Source organism: Butyricimonas sp. RTP31003st1_G1_RTP31003_210430, assembly GCF_040920905.1.
GTDB classification, from domain to species: domain Bacteria; phylum Bacteroidota; class Bacteroidia; order Bacteroidales; family Marinifilaceae; genus Butyricimonas; species Butyricimonas paravirosa.
The window spans coordinates 35,657-60,344 of the sequence record NZ_JBCOSQ010000027.1; the positions used below are offsets into that span (position 1 = coordinate 35,657).

Annotated in this window: 25 protein-coding genes and 1 pseudogene; 20 read left to right on the plus strand and 6 right to left on the minus strand. The window is 44.9% G+C overall.

The genetic code is table 11. The features are described from left to right. Positions 1-12 precede the first annotated feature (12 nt). The 3 genes and pseudogenes from AB5542_RS10105 to AB5542_RS10115 all read left to right on the plus strand — a co-directional run bounded on the left by AB5542_RS10105 (position 13) and on the right by AB5542_RS10115 (position 3,140). A complete protein-coding gene (locus AB5542_RS10105; protein ID WP_279039255.1) occupies positions 13-768 on the plus strand; it encodes a tetratricopeptide repeat protein in 756 nt (251 codons plus the stop codon). Between the two features lie 642 nt (positions 769-1,410). Then, a pseudogene (locus tag AB5542_RS10110) lies at positions 1,411-2,496 on the plus strand (DNA polymerase III subunit gamma/tau); the annotation flags it as partial. Positions 2,497-2,684: 188 nt separating this feature from the next. Beyond that, on the plus strand, positions 2,685-3,140 hold the full coding sequence (locus tag AB5542_RS10115; RefSeq protein ID WP_270547520.1) for a hypothetical protein: 456 nt from the start codon (positions 2,685-2,687) through the stop codon (positions 3,138-3,140). Positions 3,141-3,254: 114 nt separating this feature from the next. On the opposite strand, the gene AB5542_RS10120 is transcribed toward AB5542_RS10115, so the two are convergent. Further along, a complete protein-coding gene (locus AB5542_RS10120; RefSeq protein WP_288215192.1) occupies positions 3,255-5,519 on the minus strand; it encodes a cation:proton antiporter in 2,265 nt (754 codons plus the stop codon). Between the two features lie 75 nt (positions 5,520-5,594). Between AB5542_RS10120 and AB5542_RS10125 the strand changes: the two genes are divergently transcribed. The 7 genes from AB5542_RS10125 to AB5542_RS10155 all read left to right on the plus strand — a co-directional run bounded on the left by AB5542_RS10125 (position 5,595) and on the right by AB5542_RS10155 (position 11,328). Further along, on the plus strand, positions 5,595-6,593 hold the full coding sequence (locus tag AB5542_RS10125; RefSeq protein ID WP_288215191.1) for a 4Fe-4S binding protein: 999 nt from the start codon (positions 5,595-5,597) through the stop codon (positions 6,591-6,593). A gap of 90 nt (positions 6,594-6,683) precedes the next feature. After that, positions 6,684-7,334, plus strand: coding sequence for a DUF47 domain-containing protein (locus AB5542_RS10130; protein WP_087421825.1), 651 nt, complete (start codon positions 6,684-6,686; stop codon positions 7,332-7,334). A gap of 5 nt (positions 7,335-7,339) precedes the next feature. Then, on the plus strand, positions 7,340-8,374 hold the full coding sequence (locus tag AB5542_RS10135; RefSeq protein WP_087421826.1) for an inorganic phosphate transporter: 1,035 nt from the start codon (positions 7,340-7,342) through the stop codon (positions 8,372-8,374). 129 nt (positions 8,375-8,503) lie between these two features. Continuing rightward, positions 8,504-8,752, plus strand: coding sequence for a GlsB/YeaQ/YmgE family stress response membrane protein (locus AB5542_RS10140; RefSeq protein ID WP_027199968.1), 249 nt, complete (start codon positions 8,504-8,506; stop codon positions 8,750-8,752). Between the two features lie 4 nt (positions 8,753-8,756). Next, a complete protein-coding gene (locus AB5542_RS10145; RefSeq protein WP_288215190.1) occupies positions 8,757-9,650 on the plus strand; it encodes a phospholipase A in 894 nt (297 codons plus the stop codon). Positions 9,651-9,773: 123 nt separating this feature from the next. Beyond that, positions 9,774-10,463: a 2,3-diphosphoglycerate-dependent phosphoglycerate mutase gene (gene gpmA, locus AB5542_RS10150; RefSeq protein WP_118259686.1), complete on the plus strand. Its 690-nt coding sequence runs from the start codon at positions 9,774-9,776 to the stop codon at positions 10,461-10,463. Between the two features lie 94 nt (positions 10,464-10,557). Continuing rightward, complete coding sequence (locus AB5542_RS10155; protein WP_279039247.1) at positions 10,558-11,328, plus strand: exodeoxyribonuclease III; 771 nt, start codon at positions 10,558-10,560, stop codon at positions 11,326-11,328. A gap of 456 nt (positions 11,329-11,784) precedes the next feature. On the opposite strand, the gene AB5542_RS10160 is transcribed toward AB5542_RS10155, so the two are convergent. Next, positions 11,785-12,855, minus strand: a complete 1,071-nt coding sequence (locus AB5542_RS10160; RefSeq protein WP_288215189.1) for a DUF3868 domain-containing protein — start codon at positions 12,853-12,855, stop codon at positions 11,785-11,787. 8 nt (positions 12,856-12,863) lie between these two features. After that, on the minus strand, positions 12,864-13,448 hold the full coding sequence (locus AB5542_RS10165; RefSeq protein WP_087421831.1) for a DUF3575 domain-containing protein: 585 nt from the start codon (positions 13,446-13,448) through the stop codon (positions 12,864-12,866). 240 nt (positions 13,449-13,688) lie between these two features. Here AB5542_RS10165 and AB5542_RS10170 point away from each other — a divergent pair, with 240 nt between their 5' ends. The 4 genes from AB5542_RS10170 to AB5542_RS10185 all read left to right on the plus strand — a co-directional run bounded on the left by AB5542_RS10170 (position 13,689) and on the right by AB5542_RS10185 (position 17,327). Beyond that, positions 13,689-14,657, plus strand: a complete 969-nt coding sequence (locus tag AB5542_RS10170) for a hypothetical protein (protein WP_270542914.1) — start codon at positions 13,689-13,691, stop codon at positions 14,655-14,657. 351 nt (positions 14,658-15,008) lie between these two features. Next, positions 15,009-15,272 carry an HU family DNA-binding protein gene (locus tag AB5542_RS10175; RefSeq protein WP_087421833.1) on the plus strand — a complete coding sequence of 88 codons (264 nt, stop codon included), beginning with the start codon at positions 15,009-15,011 and terminating at the stop codon, positions 15,270-15,272. Between the two features lie 14 nt (positions 15,273-15,286). After that, a complete protein-coding gene (locus AB5542_RS10180; RefSeq protein ID WP_288215188.1) occupies positions 15,287-16,246 on the plus strand; it encodes a helix-turn-helix domain-containing protein in 960 nt (319 codons plus the stop codon). Between the two features lie 112 nt (positions 16,247-16,358). Further along, positions 16,359-17,327, plus strand: coding sequence for a DUF5106 domain-containing protein (locus tag AB5542_RS10185; protein WP_288215187.1), 969 nt, complete (start codon positions 16,359-16,361; stop codon positions 17,325-17,327). Between the two features lie 133 nt (positions 17,328-17,460). On the opposite strand, the gene AB5542_RS10190 is transcribed toward AB5542_RS10185, so the two are convergent. Then, positions 17,461-17,991: a DJ-1/PfpI family protein gene (locus tag AB5542_RS10190; RefSeq protein ID WP_279039242.1), complete on the minus strand. Its 531-nt coding sequence runs from the start codon at positions 17,989-17,991 to the stop codon at positions 17,461-17,463. Between the two features lie 165 nt (positions 17,992-18,156). Between AB5542_RS10190 and AB5542_RS10195 the strand changes: the two genes are divergently transcribed. From AB5542_RS10195 to AB5542_RS10210, 4 genes are all read left to right on the plus strand, one after another. After that, positions 18,157-18,510 (plus strand): winged helix-turn-helix transcriptional regulator, encoded by a 354-nt coding sequence (locus AB5542_RS10195; RefSeq protein WP_118259671.1) that lies wholly within the window; start codon positions 18,157-18,159, stop codon positions 18,508-18,510. A 132-nt stretch (positions 18,511-18,642) separates the two neighbouring features. After that, complete coding sequence (locus AB5542_RS10200; RefSeq protein WP_288215186.1) at positions 18,643-20,520, plus strand: heavy metal translocating P-type ATPase; 1,878 nt, start codon at positions 18,643-18,645, stop codon at positions 20,518-20,520. 6 nt (positions 20,521-20,526) lie between these two features. Beyond that, positions 20,527-20,955, plus strand: a complete 429-nt coding sequence (locus AB5542_RS10205) for a Fur family transcriptional regulator (protein ID WP_027200034.1) — start codon at positions 20,527-20,529, stop codon at positions 20,953-20,955. Between the two features lie 17 nt (positions 20,956-20,972). Then, on the plus strand, positions 20,973-21,182 hold the full coding sequence (locus tag AB5542_RS10210) for a heavy-metal-associated domain-containing protein (RefSeq protein ID WP_087421837.1): 210 nt from the start codon (positions 20,973-20,975) through the stop codon (positions 21,180-21,182). Between the two features lie 131 nt (positions 21,183-21,313). Here the strand turns inward: AB5542_RS10210 and AB5542_RS10215 are convergent, their stop codons facing one another. After that, a complete protein-coding gene (locus tag AB5542_RS10215) occupies positions 21,314-22,021 on the minus strand; it encodes a hypothetical protein (protein ID WP_124317326.1) in 708 nt (235 codons plus the stop codon). A 202-nt stretch (positions 22,022-22,223) separates the two neighbouring features. Next, positions 22,224-22,889: a hypothetical protein gene (locus AB5542_RS10220; RefSeq protein WP_288215185.1), complete on the minus strand. Its 666-nt coding sequence runs from the start codon at positions 22,887-22,889 to the stop codon at positions 22,224-22,226. 533 nt (positions 22,890-23,422) lie between these two features. Here AB5542_RS10220 and AB5542_RS10225 point away from each other — a divergent pair. Next, a complete protein-coding gene (locus AB5542_RS10225) occupies positions 23,423-24,001 on the plus strand; it encodes a hypothetical protein (RefSeq protein WP_288215184.1) in 579 nt (192 codons plus the stop codon). Between the two features lie 121 nt (positions 24,002-24,122). Next, positions 24,123-24,656, plus strand: a complete 534-nt coding sequence (locus tag AB5542_RS10230) for a hypothetical protein (protein ID WP_118449667.1) — start codon at positions 24,123-24,125, stop codon at positions 24,654-24,656. The last annotated feature ends 32 nt before the right edge of the window (positions 24,657-24,688 follow it).

A 24,688-nucleotide genomic window follows, 5' to 3' on the forward strand; every position in this document is an offset into this window, starting at 1 on the left:
AAGTTGAAAAGAATGAAAAGGATATATATAATATTGATGTTGCTCTTATCCGGTGTGGTGACCTATGCTACTGATGTCAAGACGCTGGCGGAAGAGGCAACTAAAATGTACCAGGAAGGTGACTATCAGAAAGCGATTGATTTGTATAACGAGATGTTGTCCGATGACCTGGAATCCGCGACCGTGTATTACAATTTGGGAAACTGTTATTACAAGCAAGGGGAGACTGCGAAAGCTATATTGAATTACGAACGTGCTTTATTGTTGCATCCGGGCGATAATGATATAAAGTATAATCTGACGATGGCACAAAAGGCCACGGTTGACAATATCAAGGTATTACCGGAACTTTTCCTTGTACGTTGGTATAATGCTTTCGTGACCGCTTTCACGGCTGATCAATGGGCGTACGTGTCTGTCATCCTGTTTATTGGATTTCTGATCATGGCAGCGTTGTTCTTCCACGCGACATCTATATCATTAAAGAAAAGTTGGTTCACTTTAGGGATAATCATGCTGTTGGTGTCCGTGATGACCATTTTCTTTGCTTTGAAACAATATCACCGGATGACCGACAGGGATAGCGGGATTATCATGACTCCCAGCGTGGTGGTACGAGGGGCTCCGGATAATAGCGGTACCGAATTGTTCGTGATCCACGAAGGACTGAAAGTACAAGTTATCGGAACTCTAGGAGATTGGTACAACGTGCGTTTGGCCGATGGAAACGAGGGGTGGATTGCTAAAACGGATTTGGAAAAGATATAGTAGCGGGATACATAAAATGTACAGTGAAGGGGATAGCTGCAAAAATAAGCAGTTATCCCCTTTACTATTGGGAGATTGTATAAATGATTAAGTGATTAAAAGAGCGTTGGGTAGAGGGTTGGAATCACTAAATCGGAAATCACGAAATCAAAAAATTAGTAGGATCTAAAGTTAACAGGATGACTAACATCCCTTTTCCCGGGGTGATCCATGCCCGTAACATGACGGTAGGGTGACTGTTAGGCGACAGTTAGGCGCCATCGCCCGATTGTCGCCCGATTATCGCCCGATCATTGCCGCCATTTTAATAAATAATAAGCAAAAATAACATACTCGAATACCCCGTCAACCGGGCCAATAACAAGGCTATTCACGTTCAAGAATAATATTGCGGGCCATTATATCCCCGGTAAAGTGCTGGGAGAAGGGATGCATCTCCTGATATATTTATTTGAATAATATTGATATCGTGATAAAAGTAGCCTTGTTTTGATTATATCGAATTCACATTAAATCGTACATAGTTTCGCGTGATAAGAAAAATTATTAGGTTTTGTGGCGTGATAAATCATTTTACTTTGTAAATTTGTAATCCGGTACGATTTTTTACTCGTGCCGGGTAACAACCTGTAATAGATTATCATGGAGAATTTTATTGTTTCGGCGCGTAAATATAGACCTGCAAGTTTCGACACGGTGATCGGGCAGCACTCGATTACATCCACGTTGAGGAATGCGATTCTTAATAAACAACTGGCTCAGGCTTATTTGTTCTGTGGACCCCGTGGGGTGGGCAAGACAACCTGTGCCCGTATATTTGCCAAGACGATTAATTGCATGAATCTACAACCGAATGCCGAACCTTGTAATGAGTGTGAGTCGTGTAAGGCGTTTAATAGCGGGCGTTCGTTGAACATTCACGAGTTGGATGCTGCCTCTAACAATAGCGTGGATGATATTCGAGGTCTGGTTGATCAGGTGCGGATATTGCCGCAGGTGGGAAAATACAGCGTGTATATTATTGATGAGGTGCATATGTTGAGTGCCTCGGCTTTCAACGCTTTCTTGAAAACGTTGGAAGAGCCGCCTGCCCATGCCATTTTTATTCTGGCAACGACCGAAAAGCATAAGATATTACCGACGATTTTGTCACGTTGTCAGATTTACGACTTTAACCGGATAAAGGTACCCGACACGATCGAGCATCTGAAACGAATTGCAGCCAAAGAAGGTGTACAGGCCGAGGAAGAGGCGCTGAACGTGATCGCGCAGAAGGCCGACGGGGCCATGCGTGACGCCTTGTCGATCTTCGATCAAGTGGTGAGTTTTTGCGGGAAGGATTTGACCTATGATAAGGTGATCGAGAATCTGAACGTGTTGGATTACGATTACTATTTTAAGTTGACAGATTTATTCCACGATGGTAAAGTAGCCGAAACATTCTTGCTTTTTAACGAGATCATGGAGAAAGGTTTTGATGCCGGTAACTTGGTTTCCGGGTTGGGACGTCATTTCCGTGATTTATTGGTTGCTAAAGAAGAAATCACCGTGCAATTGCTGGAGGTGAGTGCGTCCATCAAGGAACGTTACCTGAAACAAGCGAAAACTGTAACTCCCGAATTCATATTTGATGCCTTGAAAGTGATCGAGCAATGTGAGATGCAGTATAAAATGCGTGTGGAGAAACGTTTATGTGTGGAACTCACCTTGATCAAGTTATGCCAAATTAATGAACTAAAAAAAAAAGTCTTAGCATAGAGGAATTTACCGGGTTATTAAAGATAGTTGATTTTAATGGGAAATTCCAACAAACGGATGGTGGGACAACGGTTCCGGTTGCTGGGGAAAAGCCTTCTGTGCCTGCCGGAAAAACGAATACTTATAAGGCAGAACCGCCACATTCATTTAAATTGAAAATGGCAATGGCGGAGACCCGGGAGAGCTTGCAGGTCCGGCAGGAAGAGGGTGGTGCAAAGGTTGAGGATAACCGGGTAAAAGCACAAAGCGAATTTACGATGGCGGATGTGATTTCTGCGTTGGAAACTTACGTCGCAACTTCGCAGGAAGATACGACCGTTAAGATTGCCTTGACTTCTCACACTCCAAAAGTGCAAGGGTTTGTTATCACGCTTGAGGTTGATAATGACTTTTTATTGTCCAAGGTGACGGATATCCATCCTTACTTGCTCTCCTTCCTTACCAAAAGATTGAATAACGGTTTTATTACCTTGAATGTTCAAGTTTACACGGAACCGGAAAATGGCGAGGAGAAAAAACGGCTTTTCACGGCTAAGGATAAATTCGATCATTTTGTCGAGATCAATCCAGCCGTGAGTGAGTTGAAAGCCTTGTTCGGGTTGGAGATAGAATGATGTAATTTTAAATTTTAGATTTTAGATTTTAAATTTCCAGCCGCACGGGGTGGGACGATGCCTTTTGATTCCATACTAAATTCTAAGCTTTAAACTTTTCTTCATTTTCAATTGTTAAATAGTTTCTCCTGCGGCGAGATGGAGCAATTTGTCTTTTTCACCGACGATCCAAACCACGTCACCGGCCTCGAAGGTTGTGTCCGGGGTGGGGTTCATTGTGGAGGTGCCGTTGCGTTCGATGCCGATGACGAGACAGGCGGCTTTATCACGGATACCGGATTCCCGGATGGTGCGTCCCACGAGTGGCGTGTCGGCCTCAATGGTGAATTGTTCCAAGATGACTTCCGGGGGACGCTGTAGTTCAAGTTCGTGTTTCCGTTTTTCTATGCGGTTTTCGACAAACTCACGGAAGACGTTAATTTCTTTGTCCGTGGCGGCCACGATGATATGGTCGAAAGGATACAGGCGTTCTTCCCCACCGGGAATGTTTATTCGTTCTTCTCCCCGGATGATTGTTACTACGCTGACCCCACAGGTCTGGCGGAAATTCAATTCCTTTAGCGTTTTGCCGACGCTGGGAGAGGATTGCGACACTTCGAAGTCAGCGAGGTGGAGATCCCGGTCAAGTAAATGTTTGACAAAACGTTGTTTGATGGGAGACTTGCGTTCTTGTTCCTTTTGTCGGGCCGTGAAGTTACGCAGGAAACGACGTTCCAGTTGTATGGAGTATTTTTTTAACCGTTTGGAATAGATGAAAAACAGGATGACTGCGGTGGCGATCACGAGCAGAAGGCCGGCAGCGACGTTCACGAGGCTGGATATGACGAACATCACGATCCCGATGCAGAGCGCTACCCGCAGTACGATGAGGGATACGAGTGGTCCCCGGTTGTATTTACTATCATTCCATAATTGCTGGAATTCTTCCGAATGGTTCTTTTTCATCATGATAGCCCGTAGGAAGGGGGAGATAAGTAGCAGGATGGCAACGGCACTAACAAGGCCGCCCTGTATGCCGGGAAGTTCCTTGCGGATTAACGGGGTCAGGTATTGTAGGAAAAGAGCTATGGTGAAGACCGACAGGATGGTGTAGGTGATCACTATGCGGCATAACGCTTTCAGTAGTTGGTGCCATGTGCTTTTATGGCGGATCGTGTTCGTTCCCGTGCTATACCTGTCAAGGAAATGAATCCAAGGGGCCGGTAGGTGTTTGGTCACGAACTGGTAGGCGGGGTCTGCCAAGCGAATCATGTAGGGGGTGAAAAAGGTGGTGATGACGGAGACGGTAACTACTATGGGGTAGAGAAATTTGTCCGTCACGTGCAGGGTCATACCTAGACTTGCGATAATAAAAGCAAATTCTCCAATCTGTGCTAACGAGAATCCCGATTGGATGGCAATCCGGAGGCTTTGCCCGGACAGGAGTATACCGGATGCGGCAAACGTGATTTGTCCAGCCATGACGACTGCGGTGATCAGTAATATCGGGAACCAGTACTCGACGAGCATGGCGGGATCGATCATCATCCCGACCGAGACGAAAAAGATCGCCCCGAAGAGATCTTTCACGGGTTTAATGAGGTGTTCGATGTTTTCGGCCTCGATGGTTTCCGCTAGGATGGACCCCATGACAAAAGCCCCCAAGGCGGAGGAAAAACCGGCTTTCACGGCAAGTAGAACCATGCCGAGACAGAGTCCGAGTGACACGACTAATAATGTTTCCCCGTTGAGCCATTGTTTCGTTTTTTTCAGGAAGGTCGGGATGAGGAATATCCCGGTAATAGACCAGAAAACGAGGAAGGCGATGAGTTTAAGGATGCTGTCGACCATTTCCATACCTTCAAAATGCTTGCTGACGGCCAGCGTGGAAAGTAATACCATGAGGACGACGGCGAAGAGATCTTCCACGACAAGAATTCCGAAGACGACTCCTGCGAAACGCTGATTACGGAGCCCCATGTCGTCAAACGCTTTGAAAATGATGGTGGTGGATGACATCGAGAGCATTCCCCCGAGAAAGAGGCTATTCATGTGTCCCCATCCGAGTGACAGCCCGGTGATGTAACCCAGCATCATCATGGCACCCACGATGGTGAGGGCGCTGATCATGGCGGTTCCCCCGATGTTCATGAGTTTTTTGAAACTAAAGTCAAGTCCCAAGGCAAACAGGAGGAAAATGACCCCGATGTCAGCCCAGATATGAATATTCTCGGCATCCATGATCATGGGGCCGCCAAACGTGTAGGGGCCCGCGATAATACCTGCCATGATATAGCCCAGCACGACAGGTTGTTTTAGCCATTTAAAGAGGATGGTTATCAATCCGGCGGAAAATAAGATAATCGCCAAATCCGATATTAGGACAGGAATGTCTGACATGATGTTTATTTTTGCGGGAGCAAAGTTAATGATTTTTGATTTGGATGAATAAATATCAATTATCTTTGTGTGGATATGAGAAAAAAAATCAACATTCAAAAAGGGGCCGTGTTGGGGGCGATACTCACGACGATTGTCGCGGGAATGTTGCTTTCCGTGGTACAGGTTGTCGTGAAACCACCGTTGCTGTTGGGGGAGAGATTGTTGCCGGGCGGAGGATGGGTTCAAATTGTGCTGGCAGCTCTTTTCGGTGGATGGCTATATTTGCAGATGTTCGACCGGAAACGACGAGGCGTGTGGCGGAGACGTATTTGGCTACTCTTCTCGATCGTGTTCTTTAGCCAGCTATTTTTAGGGATTTTCGTGGATAGTGTGTTTCTGATGTCGGGAAAACTTCATTTCCCCATACCCGGACTGATCCCGGCGGGAGTATTTTACCGGGGAGAGGTTTCATTCATGCCGTTTTTGTTTCTCGTAACGATTCTATTGTCCGGGGGCGCGTGGTGCAGCCAGCTCTGTTATTTCGGGGCGTGGGATAGTCTGGCAGCGGGAAAAAATGGAAAACGGGAGGTCCCTTCTTCTAAAATGAGGTCCCGAATGCGTTGGACGGTATTGTTTGTATTTATAGGTGTTGCTTCTGCGTTGAGAGGCTTCGGGGTTCCGGTGATTTATTCCACGGGACTTGCGGCTTTTGCCGGGATGGTGGGAATCATGGTTATTGGGTTCGTGTCTAAAAGGCGTCATGTTGCCATGCATTGCTCCTCCTATTGTCCGGCGGGAACGTTGGTCATGTACTTGAAACACGTGTCTCCATGGCGATTGCGTCTGAACGATCGTTGCCGGCATTGCATGGCTTGTACGCGGGTGTGTCGGTATGGGGCTCTGTCGAAAGCAGACGTGCTGAAAGGGCGTCCGGCAATCAACTGTACTTTGTGCGGAGATTGTCTCGCAGGATGCGGTCATGATGCCTTGGAGTATCATTTTTGGGGAATCTCTCCTATATTGGCGGAACGCCTTTGGTTGGGGACTACACTGGTACTTTTCACGTGTTTCCTTTCTATTGCCCGGGTTTAAATATGTGGAAAAAAAGATTGCATATTTTGGTTTTTTTAACGTGCATATCCGCGTAGGGATACTACATTTGTGTGCTAATCAATAAAAAATATGAAAATAGACCGATTTCTTCAATTATTTGTGGTAAAGGAAAAAAAGTTTTACCCTTTGTATATCGAACAAGCCGCTAATATAGAGGCTGCAGCCAAACTTTTGGTGGAGTTATTACAAGAGCAAGACCCTGAAAAACAGAAAGCGCTGTACAAGGACATCAAGGAGTTCGAGCATAGTGGAGATATGATCACCGCTAAGTTGTACGAGGAATTGAACAAGACGTTTGTTACCCCTTTCGATCGCGAGGATATTAATCTGTTGAGTGGCCGTATGGACACGTTCCTTGATTTTATTCACGATGCCGCGAAACGAATGTTGATGTACCGTCCGAAGAGTGTGAACCAGTTGTTGATTGCGATGGGGCAATGTATCGTGGAAGATGCTCGTATCTTGAAGGATATTATGAATGGATTGGAGTATATCCAGAAAAAACCGCAGGAGATTAACGAGAAATGTGTTCGTATCAAACAGATCGAGCATGACGTGGATGATTTGTATGAACAATTTATGAGTGATGTGTTCGCGAACGAGAAGGACGCTATCGAACTCGTGAAACTGAAGAATATCGGTCAGGTGTTGGAAGATGCTACCGACCGGGCAAAGGACGTGGGGGATATTGTGCGAGGTATTATTATTAAATTTGCCTGATCGCTATGTTGACAATCGTTCTTTTAGCTATTGTGATCGCTCTTCTTTTCGACTTTTTGAACGGAATGAATGATGCGGCCAATTCGATCGCTACGATCGTGGCGACACGTGTGTTTTCTCCCACGATGGCTGTTTGCTGGGCAGCATTCTGGAACTTTGCCGCTATCTTTATTTTTGGAGTGAGCGTGGCTCACACGATGGGCGAAGGAATCGTGGATCCCTCGAAAATCAATGAATATCTTATTTTGGCAGCTTTAATCGGTTCGGTGATCTGGGTTTGGTTGTGTACTCATTTCGGTATGCCGATCAGTGTGTCCCACGCTTTGATCGGGGGATTGATCGGTCCGGTATGGTTCACGTTCGGGGGTGACGCTCTGGTTGCTTCCGGGATATTCAAGATTGCCATCTTTATCGTGCTGTCCCCTTTGATTGGTATGATACTGGGATTCTTCATGATGTGTCTCACGATGCTCGTGTTTCATAAAAAACACCCGATGAAAGTGGAAGGGTTGTTTAAGGGATTGCAGTTGTTCTCTTCCGCTATATTCAGTTTGGGACATGGTGCTAACGATGCGCAGAAAACGATGGGTATCATTGCCATCCTGTTATATAGTGTTGCAGGAAGTAATACTTTCGTGAGTGATTATTTGTACGAGAATACAGGAGAGTTTCATGTTCCCGCTTGGTTGATTGTTACTTGCTACTCGGTGATCGCTTTAGGTACGATTATCGGGGGAAAGAAGGTGATCAAGACTTTGGGCGACGGGCTGGCCCGGTTGAAACCCGTGCAGGGATTCTGTGCCGAGACATCGGGAGCTTTGACATTGATGGGAACAGCCGTGTTGGGGATTCCCGTGAGTACGACTCACACGATTACCGGCTCTATTATCGGGGTTGGAATCACGAAAGGGGTTGCTTCTGTTCGGTGGGCTACGGCCACGAATATCGTGGCGGCCTGGATTCTTACGATTCCGGCAACCGTCGTGATGTCCGGTCTTGTTTACTGGGTGATGGGATTGTTCCTGACCTTGCCGGAATAAGTATATAAAGTTTGTAAAGTCTATAAAGTTCATAAAGTTCTACTTTATGAACTTTTTTATGCATAATATCATAACTTTTTGGGGCTCTATCAAGTTTAAATAGATAGATTAACCTAAATTTTATAAGTTATGATGTTTATATGGTATATTTTGATTGGTATTCTTGCCGGGTATTTGGCAGGAAAAATAGTCCGGGGAGGTGGAATGGGTTTGTTGGTGAACCTGATTGTGGGAATCATTGGTGGCGTGTTGGGAGGTTGGCTTTTCGGCATCATGGGAATATGGACAACGGGTGTTATCGGGAGTTTGATCACGGCGACCGTGGGGGCGATTGTGTTGCTGGCGATTGTTTCGTTGTTCAGTAAAAGAAATTCGTAGATATATGAAAAAGAAGGTCCGAGGTATTTATATACTTTTATGCTTTTGCGTGTTTACGCCTTTGGTGTTGCAAGCCCAGACAGACGAGGAGAAGAGGATATTGCAGGAACGGGAGGAGATCAGCAAACAGAAAAAAGGCGGTTCCGTGGTGGTTGATGAGAGGACTGCATTGGAGTTGTTTGATAACACGCCGAGTTTTGGCATTTTCCGGGATAATTATTTCGTTACGGGGGTGCCTACGAACCGGAAGATTGACAAACACAGTGCGGATGCCAAGTTTCAGATCAGTATCCGGCAACGTCTGACGAAAAGTATCTTGCCTTTCAAGACCTTCTTGTATTTAACTTACACGCAGCGTTCGTTTTGGGATATTTACGGGAAGTCCAGTCCATTTCTGGATAATAATTTTAATCCGGGGCTTAGTTTGAGCAAAGCGTTGATCTATCGTAATCAACTGATGGGGATAGCGGTTCTTTCCTTTGAACACGAGTCGAACGGCCGGGATTCGCTGGCCTCTCGCAGTTGGAATTACATTTCTCTTTCGGGTTCGTGGTTTATTGATTACCGCTTTTCTGCCCAGATGAAATTATGGGCTGGATGGGTCGATAAAGAAGGAAATCCCGATTTGTTGAAGTATAAAGGCTACGGATTCATAGCGTTTAACTACCAGAGTGCAGACGAGCGTCTTTGGTGTTCGGCCGTGATTAATCCCCGCCGGAAGTTTATTAACATGAACACAACGTTGGAGATCAATTTCAAGCCTTCACCGAAAGCTAACGAGTATTTCTTTTTACAATACTATAACGGATACGCGGAGAATCTTCTGGAATACGATCGTTACGTGTCAATGGTGCGAGTGGGTATTTGTATCAAGCCGGTTTTGAGAAATTACTACTAAGTTCATAAAGTCCTTACTGATTTTAGATTTTAAATTTTAGATTTCCACTCACAAGCCCACGCTTTTCCAACTTTTTCTTCCCGTTTTCGTATACTCTATTAACAATTAAATAATAAAAGCGTTATGTACAAGTTAATATTGGTACGGCATGGGGAAAGTGTCTGGAACAAGGAAAACAGGTTTACCGGGTGGACGGATGTCGACCTGAGTGAACGGGGCGAACAGGAAGCACGCCGGGCGGGAGAGCTAATTAAGAAACATGATCTTTTCTTTGATGTAGCTTATTCTTCCGTGTTGAAACGTGCGATTCGTACGCAGCATATTTTGGCAGAAGTTGCCGATCGGGTGTGGGTACCCGAAGTTCATCACTGGCGTTTGAACGAGCGACATTACGGGGCATTACAGGGATTAAATAAAGCGGAGACGGCAAAGAAATACGGGGAGGAGCAGGTGCATATATGGCGAAGGAGTTTTGATGTGACACCACCATTGTTGGAGCCGGATGATTCTCGTTGTGCCGTTTTCGAGGATAAGTACAGGGATGTTGATCCGGCCGTTCTTCCTTTGGGGGAATCATTGGCATTGACGATCACGCGGGTCCTCCCGTTCTGGCAGGATTATATCGCACCTTCGTTGCTTTCAGGGAAGACGGTTCTGGTAACGGCCCACGGAAATAGCCTGCGGGCGTTGATCAAATATCTGGATGATATTAGCGACGAGGAGATCGTCAAGTTGGAGATACCGACGGGTATTCCCCAATTGTATGAGCTGGATGAGCAATTGCATCCCTTATCTCGTAAATATCTGGAATAGATTTCCACGTGTGAAGTGAACCCTAAAAGTAATACCCGGCTTTTGGGGTTCACTTCTTTTTTGTAAGTTTGAGGCAAATTGTAAAATGAATCGTATGAAAATTATAACTTATAACGTGAATGGGTTACGGGCCGCTTTGTCCAAAGGTTTTACACAATGGCTGGAGGAAGAACAGCCGGATGTCGTGTGTTTACAGGAAACGAAGGCTCAGCCGGATCAGATACCTACACTGGAATTCGAGGCGTTAGGTTACAAGTCGTACTTTTTTTCAGCCAAGAAAAAGGGGTATAGTGGGGTTGCCATCCTGACCCGGGTGGCGCCCGACCACGTGGAGTACGGGATGGGTATTCCGGCTTATGATGACGAGGGGCGTTTTATCCGTGCCGATTACGGTGATCTTTCTGTCGTGAGCGTGTACCATCCGTCCGGGACTACCGGCGACGAACGGCAGGCATTTAAGATGAAATGGTTAGAGGATTTTCAGCATTATATCGGGGAGCTGAAAAAGGTACGGCCGAATCTGATCTTGTGCGGGGACTACAATATATGTCACCGACCGATAGATATTCACGATCCGGTGCGGAATGCCACGAATAGCGGGTTCTTACCGGAAGAACGGGAATGGATCGGGGGATTTATTGATACCGGTTTTATCGACACGTTCCGTTACTTCCACCCCGAAGAGGCCGGGAAGTATTCTTGGTGGAGTTACCGGTTTAACGCCCGGGCAAATAACAAGGGATGGCGTATTGATTACTGTATGGCGAGCGAAAGTCTTAAATCCCGGCTGAAAGATGCTTATATTTTGCCGGAAGTGCATCACTCGGATCATTGTCCTTGCGTGCTGGAAATGGGGGAGGTTTAAAGTTAAAAGCTAAAAGTTAAAAACTAAAAGCTAAAAGTTTAGAGTTGGGAATGAATGAAAAAAGGGCTGATCAATGATCAGCCCTTGTAAATGAATACCCTTGGTTAAGAAGGTGTATGTGAGGATCGGCGTTTGTTACAACCGAAGGGTATTCAAGGATAGCCCTTTAATTTTTTTAGAAGAATGCCCCCGGTTAAGAAGGTGTATGTGAGGATCGGCGTTTGTTACAACCAGGGGGCATTCAAGGATAGCCCTTTAATTTTTTAGAAGAATGCCCCGGTTAAGAAGGTGTATGTGAGGATCGGCGTTTGTTACAACCGGGGACATTCAAGGATAGCCTTTTAATTTTTTAGAAGAATGCCCCCGGTAAGAGGTGTATGTGGGGATCGGCGTTTGTTATACCGGGGGGCATTCAGGAATTATTTTTAGTCTGGTTTAGTCATAGTTTTAATTTCTTTATTTAATCACCTTGTACGTGATCTTGTAATCCACTCGTCTCAATTCCGGGAAGAAATGTTTCATCATGTACCTGTACGGTTTCCCGTTGTTCAAATCCATGAGGCGCTTCTCTCTTCCCTCGAACACGCTGTAGTTTTCCATAATCGAGAGTACTCGTTCTTCATCCGGCATCCCGTACAGGAGAATCAATCTTTTCAACCCGATCCAGTCTTCCCCTCGCCAATCCACGTGGTAAAGGTTTTCCGGAAATGAATACCTGCGGAGCAAGTAATTCCTCAGCGCTCTCGTGCGATCTCTGGATAACACCTCGTTCTGCGCGTATGATCCCTCTGGTGATGCGAAGCCGGTGAGGTAAATTCCCGTGATCTCGTAGTCGGGATTGCTCGTGATAGAATCTAGCGTTACCCTGATTTTGTCCAGCTCCTTCTGATTTCCTCTGAAATCGGGGAGTATATAAGTTTGGTTTAGCGGGAAGTCCAGGTATGCTGAACCTTCCTTGTAGTATATGTTTTTCTCTTCTTCAACCTTTTCGGTAGCAACCACTTCCACTGTTTTTTTCTTGCGGTTTTCCAAGGTGATGGTTTGCGCCAGCATCTTGATGGAGATCAGACGTTTTTCTCCGCCACATTCACAGAAGTTTTCCCGTAAATTCAGTTTAGCGTCCTTCATCCAAGTTTCGTAAGGAATGACCACGTTATAGGCGATTCTTTCCCGGCTCCATTGGTTGACAATGACCGTCGTGTAGATTGGGAAAGGGGGATGCCCGTGATTGAAAGCCAGCGCTCGTTGGTAGGCTTTTTCCCGTCTTTTCCCGTTAATCACGATGGACGGTAGTTCCTCGGATTCTTTCTCGGTTTCGACTACCGGGGTCAAGATGAAAGCTTGGTTCTTGTGTACGGGTAAGCCGTTCAAGTTCACGTTCATTTCGATATAAACGCTGTCTCCCTGTTGCTCGAAACGATTCTGTATAATTTTCACCTCTCCCAAATATACTTCTTGAGCCTTGAGTTCCGTGAGGAACAGCCCGGCTGTCAACAAGAATATGGTATATATAAACGCTCTTTTCATCACCTTACTTATTTTATAATATATATAAAATTGATCCCGATTTTCGTGGGTCCGATATAATCTTTCGTACCCTTCTTAATATATGGTCCACAGGTCTGGTATTCGTACTTGTCGTACTCGATACGTGCGTAACCCACGCCGATCGTGGCCTCCAAGTTCCATCGTTTCCCTATAATCCACTGGTGTCCGTACGCGATTCCGGCCCCGTAAAGCGTTCCCTCGTAACGATATTTCTCCAGTCCCAGCATTTTGATCCCACCCATGTTGAATTCGCTGTAAAAAGCGTGTATCCCCCAAAAATGGCCGTTAAAGCGTTCGCAGGTCCAGTAGCGAAACTCCGGTTGTATCAACCAATGCTTAACTTTCTTGTTATCTCCAAAACTCCAGGGGTTGTAAGTCCCTAGTAAATCCACCGTTGTTTTCTTGCCCAATCCAATTTCTGCTCCGACGTTAATGGTGGTCGTCAACCAGTAAAGGGCATTTGTTTTCACTCCTATTAAAGGAGCGTCGTAAAACCTTTTTTCTTGTCCGTGAGATCTGCTTATCACCACGAATAAAATCAGACCTGCTACGATTATTACTTTCCTCATCATTACCCTGCTTACGTTGTTTTTTTGTTATTACAAAAGTATCAGATGGAACGTTTGGATTGGTGACCATAAAGGTGTATTTGCGAACTAAATCTTTTCTAATGAAGGAATTACAATTTTATTTTGACTTGTTTTTCGAGATTTTTATTAAATTTGTAAGATATTTATTTCGTATTTCGCAACAGAAATAAATACAGACTCGTATAATAAATCAAATAGTTGTATTAATAAAAAACTCAAATCATGACAACTTATAATTACAATAGCGAGTTAATTAAAGCTATGAATGAAAAATTACCGAATGGTACTAATTTGGCGAATACGCTAATAGATATGTTATATTTAGGTAAAGAAGCTGTGTATCGTAGATTACGGGGGGAGGTTCCCTTCACGCTGGCAGAGGCTGCCGCGATTTCCCAGAAAATGGGGGTGTCGTTGGATAAGCTGGCCGGGACGAACGTGGATTCAAATGCCATATTTGATCTGAATATTATACGTCAGACCGATCCGTTAGAAACCTATTATTCCATCGTGGATAATTACGTGAAGATTTTCAAGGATTTGAATCGTGACCCGGCTTCGGAACTTTGTACTTCTTCGAACATGATTCCCCAGACGTTTTACCTGAAATATGAACTCCTGTCCAAATTCCGGATGTTTAAATGGATATATCAATTTGAAAAGATTAATATAGAGAAACATTTCGAGGATATAGAGATCGTGGACAAATTGTTGGAAAAGCAGCGAGAGTTCGTGCGAGAATCCCAGGAATTCGGCTACACCGAATATATATGGGATAATAAATTGTTCATTTACCTGATCAACGACATCAAGTATTTTGCCAGCGTTCACCTGATCTCCCAAGAATATGTTCAGAAACTGAAAAAGGAATTGCTCCAGTTGCTTGATGAGCTGGAAGAGATTGCCACGAGAGGGACGTTTAGGACGGGACAGGGGGTATGTATATATATATCTAATATAAACTTCGAGGCTACCTATAGTTATATAGCGTCTCCTGCCTACCATATCAGTTTGGTCCGGGTTTTCGCAATCAACTCTTTCGCGACGCGTGACGAACAGGTTTTTAACAGTGTGAAAGAATGGATTCATTCGTTGAAGAAATTTTCCACCTTAATATCCCAGAGTGGGGAAATGCAACGTGTCAAATTCTTTAAAACGCAGCGGGAAATCGTCGAGGGATTGTGTGTTTAGGTTGGTTCAATTTTTGAAAGTGTATTTTTGTCTCCGTTTCGATTAGTGAAATGATGATCGGGGATTAGAATTGTTTGTTGCACAAAATAAATTAAAATGTAAAACATGGTACGATATTAGAAAGTTAGTATATCGTTGATACCCTGAATGTAGCACAGAATTGTGAAGAATATACTTCATATTTGTACTGTTGAGTGAGCGAGATGCCACTTGTATAGTATGAATTTTAAACGTGCGAATCAATGAGACAAAAATACAATTAGAATCGAACCGCGTCGGGTGAGCAATCACCGGACGCGGTTTCGTGATATGTGGCAATAAACTCTATTTATTAATTAAAAACCATTTACAATGAACAAACGAGAATTAATTGAAAAAGTGGCCGAGAAAAACGGAACCAGTAAAGTAGAAGCAGCTAAGGCTGTAAACGCTGTAATCGGAACCATGGCTGAGACGTTGAAAAAAGGTGAAAAAATATCCTTGTTAGAATTAGGATCTTTCGCTATCAGAGAACGTAAAGAACGTAACGGTTATAACCCGAATAGCAAGGAAAACATGGTGATTCCGGCTAAGAAAGTAGTTAAATTTTCTATAGGTAAATACTTTTTTGATTAAAGAATAATACCCCTATGAAAAATGCCGTGGTAAATGAATTAATCAGCACGATGCGCGAGGTTACCCCTAAAGAGGGTAATCTTGCTAATGTCCTTATGGATATTTTGTGCATGAGTAAGGAGGCGATTTACCGGAGATTAAGGGGTGAGGTTGCTTTTACGTTCAGCGAAGTCGCGATCATCGCCAGTCAGCTGGGCATATCGTTGGATAAGATTATTGGTAACAGTATGTCCGGTGGGGCGATGTTCGACTTGAACGTGCTCAATCCAGCGGATCCGATGGATAACTATTACGATATTCTGGTGCGCTATCAGAAACTTTTTCGTTATGTGAAGACGGACCCGACAACGGAGATAGTGACCGCGTCGAACACGATTCCTTATACATTTTACGCCCCTTACGAACATTTGTCAAAATTCCGGATTGGCAGGTGGTTATATCAGAACGAACGCTTGAGAACTCCCGCGTCCTTGTCCGACATCGTTCTTCCGGAAAAATTAGTAAAAGTTCAGAAAGAATTAATTGAAGATTTAAGGCTTGTCAGAAGGACTTGTTTTATACTGGATGAAAATCTCTTCGGTTCGTTTGTTAAAGAGATCAAGTATTTCTCTGAATTGGGACTGGTTTCGACGAACGACGTGCAAAACATGAAGAAGGAGTTACACCAGCTTTTACGCGAGTTGGAAATATTGTCTGAAAAAGGATCGTTTCACAATGGGAACGCCTTGTCGGTTTATCTCTCTAACGTGAATTTTGAAGCAACGTATAGCTACGTGGAGAAGGTCGGGTTTCAGATATGTTTTTTGCGGGTTTATTCGATCAACTCGATGGATTCGCGAGATAGTAAAATATGTGATTATCAAAAGAAATGGATTCATTCGTTGAAGAGACATTCCACGCTGATTTCGCAAAGTGGAGAGATTCAACGGATGATGTTTTTTAATGAGCAAAAGAAAATAGTAGACGCGTTATAGTGTGAACGTGTAAATTTTAGGATGGAATCCGGGGTGACTCCCGGATTCTTTTTTTGTTCCTCGTTTTTCGGATAAAAATGTATCTTTGTGTAGGAAAATGAAAGATTGAATTATGAGTAAGAGTAGGATCGTTCGGGTTTGGATTACTGTCGCGTGTTTATCGCTAGTAATCTCCGCTTGTTCTTCTTCCCCTAAAAAACAGGGAAAAGAGGAACCTAAAAATACAGAAATCAAATCATTCCAGGCACCGGAAATTCCACCTGTTTATACCGACCAGCGGGAGCGGGCGAAATACTTGGTGACTCATTACTGGGATAAGTTTAATTTTGCCGATACTTCTTTGATCCGGATGCCAGAGATCACGGAACAGGCTTTCGTGGATTTCTTGCAGGTGTTGCCTTATGTCTCGTATACCGATGCCGAGAAAGAGATTTCCGGGATGTTGGATAAGGCATTGTCGGCTGATACGCTGATGTTTGCCTATTTCACAGTGTTGTATGATAAATATCTTTATAACCCGAATTCCCCGATGTTGAACGAGGAACTTTATATTCCCGTGCTGAAATATATCGTGAATTCCGAACGGGTGGGAGAGATAGATAAAATGCGTCCCGCTTTTCGGCTGGAAATGGCGCTAAAGAATCGGGTGGGGAATCCGGCAACCGATTTCACCTATACATTACCTTCCGGGAAGAAAGGGAAGTTGTCGGGCATAAACGCGGATTACACGATTCTCTTCTTCAATAATCCTGATTGTAATGCCTGCCGGGCCATTAAGGCCGAGGTGGAGGCATCCGGGGTGGTGAAGAACTTGTTGAATGTCAAAGTACAGGGTAACCGGAAGAAACTAGTATTCTTATCTGTATTCCCTGATCCCGAGCTGGAGGTGTGGCGGCGAATGTTGCCGGAACAACCGAAAGAATGGATGTGTACTTATGATGACGGTCAAGTGATCACGAAGGAACGCCTCTATGATTTGCGGGCGATCCCGACATTTTATTTGTTGGATCGAGAGAAACGGGTTTTGTTGAAGGATGCTCCCTTCCGGGTAATCGAGGCCTATTTGGGGGAGAGGTTATAAAGTTCGTAAGGTTTATAAAGTTTATAAAGTGTCGGGTGCCCTTTGGACAAGTTTAATGGCAGCTTAAGCTGCCATAGACAAAGCGCCCGCAGGGTCCATAGACCTTATGGACTTTATAAACCTTATAAACTTTTTATTCCTTCAACGCCGCAATCACTTCCGGCATCATGGTCCAGATCGTGTTTTCCGTTTGAGCGGTGTAGAAATTGCCGTCGATCTCGGATTTCTCGTCGGTGGCTTTTGCATGTTGGATGGCCGGTTTGGCAAGAGGATGAACGGCTACTTTCTTTCCGGTGGCGATGCCCACGGAGTCGAACATCATGGCAGCGGCGCAGTGGCCGATCATGATTTTACCCTTCTCCCCGAAAGCTTTGATCACGGCCAACATATCTTGGTTGTAAGGCTTTCCGGCGTTTTCCCCGAATTTAGGTACAGCGTCACCACAGCCGAATACAAGAGCGTCGAACTCGTCCTCGTGTCCTTTCAAGTGAGCAATCACGTCATCTGCCACGAGGGCAATGCCGGAATTCGTCTTGATTTCTTTCGTTTCTGCCACTGCAAATACTTTATAGGAAATGCCATTTTCGAAAAATGTTTCCAGATACTGGAACAAACCGAACCCGTTTACCGGGTTAACTGCCAATACGGCTACTTTTTTTGCCATGGGTAAATTTTTTTAGTTAAACAATAGTTCTTTAAAGTAAGTTTATTACTTTTGTTTAGCAAATGTAAGCTATTTGATTTGCATAAACAAGAACGAACTTATAGATAAGATAGTTACACGGAGATAACTATTGTTGATACTAAACCATATATAGGGAAGAAAAAAATGGAAAATTTTTACACGAACGATAATTGTCCCATTCGTGATGTTTTGAGTCGCTTGGGTGACAAATGGTCAATGCTCGTCCTCGTGACGTTGAATGCGAACGGAACCATGCGATTCTGTGATGTTCATAAAGCGATTGCCGACATATCCCAGCGTATGCTGACGGTCACCTTGCGGACGTTGGAGGCCGACGGGTTAATTTCGAGAAAGGTATATGCCGAGGTGCCGCCGCGGGTGGAATATCGGCTCACGGAGCTGGGTGAAAGCTTGATGCCGCGGGTGCAGATGCTGGTGGATTGGGCATTGGAACACATGGGTGAAATCATGAAACATCGGGAAGTGATGGCCAAATAATCAACTATGGAGTGTCAGCTCGGAGGAACGCATGTGGGATGATCTGGGATCATGTTCATGTGCGTTCTGTTTTTTGCAATTTAGTTGCACGAAATGAATCGTAATTTTACGGAAAATTAAAACAGTAGAATGATGAAAAAATATAGTGCAGAATTGATTTCCTTCGGGTTGCTGGTTTGCGGGATCGGTTTATCTTGGGGGAATATCGCTTGGTTTCAGGCGGAAATCGTGCGATTTGTATGGTATTTGGTCGCTTTTGTTCCGGTAGGGTTTCCCGTGTTGAAAGAGGCCGTGGAGTGCTTGCGGGAAAAGGAATACTTTAACGAATTCATGTTGATGTCACTGGCAGCCATCGGGGCCTTTTATATCGGGGAGTACCCGGAAGGCGTGGCCGTGATGTTATTTTATTCCATCGGTGAGAAATTCCAAGATAGTGCGGTGAGCCGGGCCCGGTCGAATATCCGGGCTTTACTTGATGTACGTCCGGAGCAGGCGACGGTTATTCGTGACGGGCAAGAAAAGATCGAGAAACCGGAACAAGTTCGTGTCGGGGAGATCATCGAGATCAAGGTGGGGGAACGGGTACCCTTGGACGGGATCATGCTGGGTGACGTGGCGGCTTTTAACACGGCGGCTTTGACCGGGGAGAGCGTGCCTCGGAACATCCGTACGGGAGAGGATGTGCTGGCGGGGATGATCGTGACCGACCGAGTTGTGCGGGTGAAGGTGACGAAGCCCTATGATCAGAGTGCTCTGGCCCGGATTCTGGAAATGGTACAGAACGCCTCCGAGCGTAAAGCTCCTGCGGAACTTTTTATCCGGAAGTTTGCCCGGATCTACACGCCCGTGGTCACGGGGTTGGCCGTGTTGATCGTGCTGGTTCCTTGGATCGTGTCGTGGGTACAACCGGATTTCTCTTTCGTGCTGAATGATTGGTTGTATCGGGCGCTCGTGTTCCTGGTAATATCCTGCCCGTGCGCGCTGGTGGTCAGTATCCCGCTGGGGTATTTCGGGGGAATCGGGGCGGCATCCCGGCAGGGAATTCTCTTTAAAGGGGGAAACTACTTGGATGCAATCACGAAGATTAACACGGTTGTATTCGATAAGACCGGGACGTTGACGAAGGGTGTGTTCGAGGTGCAGCAAGTACACGTTCGGGAGGGTTTTACCGAAGAGGAGGTTGTGCGAACAATTGCCTCTGTCGAGAGCCGGAGCAATCACCCGATAGCCAAGGCGGTCGAGCAGTATGCTAAATCCCGGCAAATCTCCATCCGGCGTGACGTGGAGGTCTCCGAGCTGGCAGGCTACGGATTGAAGACACTCGTTGATGGGCAGGAGGTACTGGTGGGAAATACTCGTTTGTTGGAGAAGTACGGGATCTCGTTCCCGTCCGAGCTGACCGGGGTTTCCGAAACGCTTGTCGTGTGTGCGGTAAATGGCGAGTACGTCGGTCACTTGTTGCTGGCGGACACCGTGAAAGAAGATGCTAAAGAAGCCGTTGCAGCATTAAAAAAATTAAATATTGATAATATTCAGATATTATCGGGAGATAAACAAACAATTGTTTCTAAATTAGCAGGGTATTTGGGCGTGGATGAGGCCTACGGGGATTTGTTGCCCGAGGACAAGGTGGCGCACGTGGAGGCATTGAAGAGCGATCCGGGAAGGCGTGTTGCTTTCGTGGGTGACGGGATTAATGATGCCCCGGTACTTGCCCTGAGCGACGTGGGAGTTGCCATGGGGGGCTTGGGAAGTGACGCTGCGATTGAGATTGCGGATGTGGTTCTCCAGACGGATCAGCCCGGTCGGTTGGCCATGGCGATCCGGATCGGGAAGGAGACCCGCCGGATCATCTGGCAGAACATCACGCTGGCTTTCGGGGTAAAACTGATCGTGTTGGTACTGGGAGCCGGGGGACTCGCCACCATGTGGGAGGCCGTGTTTGCCGATGTCGGGGTAGCCTTGTTGGCAATTTTGAATGCGATAAGAATACAGAAACGAGCAAGATAGAGTGTTATGGACGAGAAGGTATATTTGGAAAAACTGGAAAAGCGGGAGATCAAGCCGACGGCCATGCGGCTGTTGATTCTGAAGGCGATGACCCGCTTTACCCGGGCGTTTAGCCTACTGGACCTAGAGACGGAATTGGATACCGTGGATAAATCGACGATATTCCGGACGATTAATCTGTTTTTGGATCATCACTTGATTCACGTGATTGATGACGGTTCCGGTTCGTTGAAATATTCGGTATGCAGTAATGAATGTACCTGTTCTATCGATGATCTTCACGCTCATTTCTATTGCCGGAATTGCCACAAGACCTTTTGTTTAAGAAAAATTCACGTGCCCACGGTGGCCTTGCCCGGCGATTTTACGTTAGAAAGTATAAACTACGTGTTGAAGGGGTTATGTGCCGAATGTTCTTCACGGGTGGAATCGTAATTAAAAACAAGAAGGATATGAAAACAAGTAAATTCAAAACCACCGCCAAATGTGGTGGATGCGTTGCCAAGATCGGTGAAACGCTGGATAAAGTAGTCGCTCGTGACCAATGGAATATCGATCTCTCCACTCCCGACCGGGTGTTGACGATTACTTCCGATTTGTCAGATGACCGGGTAATCGAGCTGGTAAAAGAGGCTGGGTTTAAGGCTGAGAAATTGGGATAAGACGTTGTAATTTTTGATTTATGATTCAGTGATTTTAGATAAGGTAATGTAGAATCACTGAATCATTTGTTATACTCCGAAATAGTTGCAAAAGGAAGGAGAATCCCTTTCGAGATACTCCTTCTTGCGATTTATTCTCCCTTGTTTTTCGGTGTTTGGAGACATTGGGAATTAGATGCCTGATCTCCTCTCCGGCTCGTGGCAAACGTGTAGATTGCTAGCTGGTCAAGATCGTATCTCTCCGGTAGAGAAACACTGGTCACCCCGTTTTCTTTCCGTTGGCGAAGTTCACGAATAATGCATGCTTCGATTTTAGTTTCATAAATCACGGCATAAATACGATCATTCTCTTCGTTTTTGGTTCCTTCTAGGAAGTTCTCCGTTTGCGTGAACGTGAGCATTCGAGATTCCTTATCGATGGCAACCGTCACGTCCGGCCCTTCCAGTTCCCCGTTTGCAACGAGCAGACGATCGAAATGAATCTCTGCGTGGAATTCTTCGGATGCTTTTTTGTTCTTACTTACTGGCGCGTCCGGATCGTTTTGAATGCCTTCGGCAACTCCGTTTTTTAAATTGATCCGGATAAAAAGGGTTGCCCCTTTCTCACGGATAATGTTGGGCGGGAATCCCAGCCGGATAGCTTTAATCATTTTTCGACTGAGATGTCCGATACTTCCGAATGCGACGGCGTGGGGTTTACGCTCCGCATCGAGTTTTATCGTCCGGGCACTGACGGCTCTGGCAACGATGATACCGGACTTCGTGGGATGGGTCCAGAAAATTTCGTTTCCACGTCTCCCGCTTTTGCCGGTTGCTGCCGGCTCTAGTTCTTTACTCATGATTTTTGGTTTTAAGGTTATTAATCAAGGGAGATTTCTCGAACACTCATCGAGAGTCGCTCCCTGTGTTAGTAAAATATAAGAGCGTGGGAAAATTCCCATACATTCTTCAGATTTGTGAATAATTAACAATTACAATTGGTTGAAATCTTGAATAAAACGTTGGTATTTATAAGTTTATGAATGTTTGATGTTGAATTTCTTAAAGTTGAACGTGGAAACTTGTCGAAAAAGCAATCCGATCCTGTCTGGAAAAAAATAAATACAAATGGATAGGTTCTGAAATTTCCAGACCGGGATTAGGAATACTGAATGTTGCTTGGCAATCTTCCCGTTTGGCTACCACATTGGGTAGTAACCTTGGTGAAAATGGATAGGAGCCGTAGAAATATCCTACCCGTAACCAGTCTGATGGCAGTGATAGTTTGCGGTTTTCCCGGTTTTCCCATGTCATCGTGATTTCCCATCCCTTCCGTGTTGCCCGGACATTGACGGGGCGAAACAACTGGCCGATACTGAATTTGAAAGCCGCGTAATTCGCCACGCCCCGTTCGTCACAAGCTTCCGAGTTTACCTTATGAAATTTAGACAGCCGTGTTTGTCCTGCTTCCCTGGGAGCCAGGTCCCAGATCGGGAGATCTTTGATTTGCTTAAAATAATAATGTTTGAGTGCGATAATATTTTTAAAAACCTTTCTGGCTTTTATTTGCTCCGGACTTGGTTGTAACGGGGTCCCGTCTTTTTTCTTGCCATTTCGTAAACGGGGGCGCTTGCTACGGCACTGGCATAATTTGCCTGCTTGGTAATAGAACGTGAGTCCGTTGGTATGCCATTTTTCCCTTTTGTTTTCAATTGCTGAAGTTTTCATGTTTTTGTTTTTAATTTCTGTAAATTAGTCTCAGTGATCTCCGGTTACTCTTTCCTTATACTCTCTTTGGTGACTCGTGGAGAAGTCCTTTCTATTATAATGTGAAATCTGCAAAAAATTCTCACACCGTATCGTTAACCTTTCGTTGACCTTTCGTTAACCTATCGTTGACCTACCCTTGAGACTACGGCACGATTATGCTGTAAGATGCCTGTATCTACGCCATCGATTTACATGAATCGGGGTACTTGTGTGTGTATAGTAATTAAAACTTTCTAACGTGTAGATATTTTTGATTGATGGTAATTAAGGTGTTCGTGAATGTTAGATATATTATTGTGGTTATTAAGCGCTACAGGATGATCTCTGATGAATTGAAAATGTATGTGCCGGGAGGAAAAGTAGTAATTTTCGGAAGGAAAGAAGGTTGTTTGTTGTGTTTTATGTTAATTAATTGTAAAAATGTCGTTTAATATCCTATTTCGTGATAAAAGCTGAGCCGTTTTATATTTTAGATAAAAGGGACAATCTAAATGAATATCATGGAAGGTAATGAATTATTAAATTTTATTGATAGTAGGTATTTCCATTGGTTGGAATATGCTATCTACAAAAGTAAGCAATATCATATTGAAGATGAGGCCGAGGATATTTTATATAAAGTCATTTGTGAACTTTTAGAAAAGAAAAATGATTCCCGGTTGATTGATTTCATGCACGAAAAGAAAAAGAATGGAACGACGCTTGACTTTTATGTTCTTGGTGCCATAAAATATAAAGTGCTTCAATGGCAGACTTTTCACCAGCTGAAGTCTTCTCGTAAAAAGATTGGATTTGTGCTTTGCGAGTCTTTGCCCGTCGATTGCATGAGTTATGATCCGCAAGAAAAGTCTTTAAGTCAACAATTGCAGGATTTCCATGATTGGGTCATTGACCTTCTGAATCGGTTGGATATACCTTCGAATTATCGGCAACTTTTCATATTTTATTACATGGAGTGCCGTCCTGTAAAGGATTGGGTGGGACCGGAATCTATAGCTACGCGTTATCGAATACTGGAGAGAGTACTCGATCTCGTTCGGCAAGAATTAAAAAAAGCCATGAAAATGTGAGAATATTTTGGTAATCCGGCATTTTAATGGAAAGCGAACCGGTGAATTATTCACTGACAGGGGATAGATAATCGGAACGATTTTTAGTAAACATTTTTAATAACCATTAATTTTAAAAATTATGTCAGAAAGAAGTATTGCAATTGGAGTTGCTTCCATCGGTTACGGGGAGGCGGTTAACGGGGTGGTACCGGCATCATACACCCGGTTACGAGATATTTACAAAGGTTCCGTGGCGTTTAATTTTGCCGATGCGAATCAAGTGAAGATCGAGGTGGAAGGGCGAGAAGATCCCCTAGCGATCATCAACCGCAAGGGGGATGCCGACAGTATCGAGTTTTCTATTCCTTCACCGACTACCGACGAGCTGGTCACTTTTTGTGGCGGGACAAAAAACGGTGATAAATGGGAGGCTCCCAACAGTGTCGAGACAATCAATAAAGCATTCTGTATCGCCACCCAGCCTTACGAGGGGAAATACGTGGAGTACACCATTGTCAACGGGGCTGTTTCGGCCAAGATCAGCCAGGCACCGGGCAGCGAACAAACCGATCTGTTGTTGGTGAAAGTGACCCGTCAATCGGCCATTGCCGCTGATGGAAGCTTGAAACCGTCCTTTATCCGTGAGGTGAAGACCGTGACCCCACAAGCCTAAACCGGTAAAAGGGATGCCAAAAGTAGCGATAC

What these genes read in the sequence shown, in the direction of transcription:
- AB5542_RS10105 (WP_279039255.1), top strand. Translation starts at nt 13, where the DNA reads ATGAAAAGGATATATATAATATTGATGTTGCTCTTATCCGGTGTGGTG.
- AB5542_RS10115 (WP_270547520.1), top strand. Translation starts at nt 2,685, where the DNA reads ATGGCAATGGCGGAGACCCGGGAGAGCTTGCAGGTCCGGCAGGAAGAG.
- AB5542_RS10120 (WP_288215192.1), bottom strand. Translation starts at nt 5,519, where the DNA reads ATGTCAGACATTCCTGTCCTAATATCGGATTTGGCGATTATCTTATTT.
- AB5542_RS10125 (WP_288215191.1), top strand. Translation starts at nt 5,595, where the DNA reads ATGAGAAAAAAAATCAACATTCAAAAAGGGGCCGTGTTGGGGGCGATA.
- AB5542_RS10130 (WP_087421825.1), top strand. Translation starts at nt 6,684, where the DNA reads ATGAAAATAGACCGATTTCTTCAATTATTTGTGGTAAAGGAAAAAAAG.
- AB5542_RS10135 (WP_087421826.1), top strand. Translation starts at nt 7,340, where the DNA reads ATGTTGACAATCGTTCTTTTAGCTATTGTGATCGCTCTTCTTTTCGAC.
- AB5542_RS10140 (WP_027199968.1), top strand. Translation starts at nt 8,504, where the DNA reads ATGATGTTTATATGGTATATTTTGATTGGTATTCTTGCCGGGTATTTG.
- AB5542_RS10145 (WP_288215190.1), top strand. Translation starts at nt 8,757, where the DNA reads ATGAAAAAGAAGGTCCGAGGTATTTATATACTTTTATGCTTTTGCGTG.
- gpmA (WP_118259686.1), top strand. Translation starts at nt 9,774, where the DNA reads ATGTACAAGTTAATATTGGTACGGCATGGGGAAAGTGTCTGGAACAAG.
- AB5542_RS10155 (WP_279039247.1), top strand. Translation starts at nt 10,558, where the DNA reads ATGAAAATTATAACTTATAACGTGAATGGGTTACGGGCCGCTTTGTCC.
- AB5542_RS10160 (WP_288215189.1), bottom strand. Translation starts at nt 12,855, where the DNA reads ATGAAAAGAGCGTTTATATATACCATATTCTTGTTGACAGCCGGGCTG.
- AB5542_RS10165 (WP_087421831.1), bottom strand. Translation starts at nt 13,448, where the DNA reads ATGATGAGGAAAGTAATAATCGTAGCAGGTCTGATTTTATTCGTGGTG.
- AB5542_RS10170 (WP_270542914.1), top strand. Translation starts at nt 13,689, where the DNA reads ATGACAACTTATAATTACAATAGCGAGTTAATTAAAGCTATGAATGAA.
- AB5542_RS10175 (WP_087421833.1), top strand. Translation starts at nt 15,009, where the DNA reads ATGAACAAACGAGAATTAATTGAAAAAGTGGCCGAGAAAAACGGAACC.
- AB5542_RS10180 (WP_288215188.1), top strand. Translation starts at nt 15,287, where the DNA reads ATGAAAAATGCCGTGGTAAATGAATTAATCAGCACGATGCGCGAGGTT.
- AB5542_RS10185 (WP_288215187.1), top strand. Translation starts at nt 16,359, where the DNA reads ATGAGTAAGAGTAGGATCGTTCGGGTTTGGATTACTGTCGCGTGTTTA.
- AB5542_RS10190 (WP_279039242.1), bottom strand. Translation starts at nt 17,991, where the DNA reads ATGGCAAAAAAAGTAGCCGTATTGGCAGTTAACCCGGTAAACGGGTTC.
- AB5542_RS10195 (WP_118259671.1), top strand. Translation starts at nt 18,157, where the DNA reads ATGGAAAATTTTTACACGAACGATAATTGTCCCATTCGTGATGTTTTG.
- AB5542_RS10200 (WP_288215186.1), top strand. Translation starts at nt 18,643, where the DNA reads ATGAAAAAATATAGTGCAGAATTGATTTCCTTCGGGTTGCTGGTTTGC.
- AB5542_RS10205 (WP_027200034.1), top strand. Translation starts at nt 20,527, where the DNA reads ATGGACGAGAAGGTATATTTGGAAAAACTGGAAAAGCGGGAGATCAAG.
- AB5542_RS10210 (WP_087421837.1), top strand. Translation starts at nt 20,973, where the DNA reads ATGAAAACAAGTAAATTCAAAACCACCGCCAAATGTGGTGGATGCGTT.
- AB5542_RS10215 (WP_124317326.1), bottom strand. Translation starts at nt 22,021, where the DNA reads ATGAGTAAAGAACTAGAGCCGGCAGCAACCGGCAAAAGCGGGAGACGT.
- AB5542_RS10220 (WP_288215185.1), bottom strand. Translation starts at nt 22,889, where the DNA reads ATGAAAACTTCAGCAATTGAAAACAAAAGGGAAAAATGGCATACCAAC.
- AB5542_RS10225 (WP_288215184.1), top strand. Translation starts at nt 23,423, where the DNA reads ATGAATATCATGGAAGGTAATGAATTATTAAATTTTATTGATAGTAGG.
- AB5542_RS10230 (WP_118449667.1), top strand. Translation starts at nt 24,123, where the DNA reads ATGTCAGAAAGAAGTATTGCAATTGGAGTTGCTTCCATCGGTTACGGG.